We start from the raw sequence: 1,756 nt of genomic DNA, 5'->3' as shown, positions 1-1,756 counted from the left end.
GGTAGCAAGTTACGTGAGGCAACAGGTCAGCTCGGGTAGCAAATCCGACGAGTCAATGCGCCGGCGGACAAGATAGTTGACGCCGGCCAAAGATTTATGGGCCGAAAGCCACAGGGAGTGCGCCACCATGCAACGCTTCACCATATCCCTCGATGACGAACTGGCCCAACAATTCGACGAACTGATTGCCGCGAAGGGGTACATGAATCGTTCCGAGGCCGTGCGGGACCTGATTCGCTCCCGGCTCGACAGCGCATCTCTCCACGGGCCCACTGCGGGCGACCATCATGTTGGCAAGCGAAGCAAATGGTGCGTCGCCAACGTCAGCTACGTCTACGACCGGCCAGAACCCAACATTCGACTCCACCCTCTACCTCAGGACAAATCCGCCAACCGTGTGCCGAATCCGATTGGTAATTTTCACGTAGACAAGTACCCGCCGTCGGCCTAGACTGTCGCCAACCTATCACATTGAACGCATTCATCGTGTCCATGCACCTGTCGATTTCGAGCTTTCGCACCTTCGTTGCCGTTGAGCAGCGCGGTCGAATTAAGTTGGGCAGTTAGCCCACTCACTTCGCCAGACGCCCCCTCAAAGGCAACGAGTTCAACTCGTTGCCTTTTTGCATTTTTGGACCTGAATCATGTTCAATCTCAATTCTTTGACGTGGTGTTTTCAGCCGCCGCGGGTGAGCCCAGGCCAGGCTTACAACCTCTCCTTGTGGTCTGTATTGGGGGTTTGCGTCTGCTGCGCCTGTGTTGTCGGCTGCGACCTCACGCCAAGCGTCCTCTTCGTAGCGGATGGAAGCCCGGTTCGTTTATTGCAACTGACCGATGCTCAGGGTGAGTGCCCTGCGCCGCGTCGGGTTTGTTACCTAGCGACTTGGGATGGACAGGCGACTCGTGGCTGCTGGTTGCGGGAAGGGGCGACTGTCCGCGTCAGCCTTCTGAATGAAGAGCAAACGGTGCCGGTGGGCAATTTCCGGCCCACTGCGTACGCTGAATATCGGCATGCGTCATTGGACTAGCAGCGGCGCCGCGTCTGTGCGGAAGTTCTTGCTGGACGGCAGGACATACTGGTCACTGCGGCAGGTGTTGGCCGCGCTCCGGGCAGGACAGCATGCCCCGGTGGCGCCGGCGCAGGTGTGGCAGGATGCGGCCACGACCGGACATTCCAGACGACCTCCAACTCCAACTCGAAGCCACATGAGCAGCAGCCTCAACAGCCTCCGTGACGACCTGATTGCTTCGCTACATTCCGACCAAACCGCCGAGTCGCGAATCAGCGGCCGGCTCGGGGACCAGGGATTTGTCCGCGACCTAGTCGAGGTCTGCGAGCCGTTCAATGACTATACGAACGACCCTCGAATTGAGGCCGCGTACTACCTTTCCCTCGCCCCCATCGGCTCCCTTGTGGCGGTCGCAACTGACCTTGAGGGCCTGCTTCGCTTGCCGCTCGATGGGGAGACGATGGACAGCAGCATCTCCTACCATCTAGTTCGGTGCCTTGGACGCCTCGTTGCAGAGGGAGGATTCTTTCCAAGCGATGACGTTTCGCACCTTGTCGAGGGGACCTGAACCTCCAACGGCAGAACCAACACTGGGCATTTCCGATGGGCTGTCAACCGCCTGCCGCCAGGTAGCTTTGCTGCCTAGGATGAGCACGAACATTCCCCCAAGCATCGCCCCGTTCTGGGACGCCTTCTGCGCCGAGGTTGGAGAGGACTGCTCCGACCGGTTCTTCGAAGCGTTCCAC

General features: G+C 59.3%; 2 protein-coding genes. Both read left to right on the top strand.

Features of this window, described 5'->3' with window-relative positions; genetic code table 11:
- Positions 1–127 precede the first annotated feature (127 nt).
- Entirely contained in the window at positions 128–451 is a 324-nt protein-coding gene (locus tag AC1DY5_RS54265) for a ribbon-helix-helix protein, CopG family (RefSeq protein ID WP_478122464.1), read from the top strand.
- A 755-nt stretch (positions 452–1,206) separates the two neighbouring features.
- Entirely contained in the window at positions 1,207–1,578 is a 372-nt protein-coding gene (locus tag AC1DY5_RS54260) for a hypothetical protein (protein WP_478122463.1), read from the top strand.
- Positions 1,579–1,756 lie beyond the last annotated feature (178 nt).

Source organism: Variovorax sp. P4_D9 (genome assembly GCF_056401695.1).
The sequence above is the reverse complement of the archived record's forward strand: the minus strand, read 5'-3'. Positions and strand labels throughout refer to the sequence as shown.

What these genes read in the sequence shown, in the direction of transcription:
- AC1DY5_RS54260 (WP_478122463.1), top strand. Translation starts at nt 1,207, where the DNA reads ATGAGCAGCAGCCTCAACAGCCTCCGTGACGACCTGATTGCTTCGCTA.
- AC1DY5_RS54265 (WP_478122464.1), top strand. Translation starts at nt 128, where the DNA reads ATGCAACGCTTCACCATATCCCTCGATGACGAACTGGCCCAACAATTC.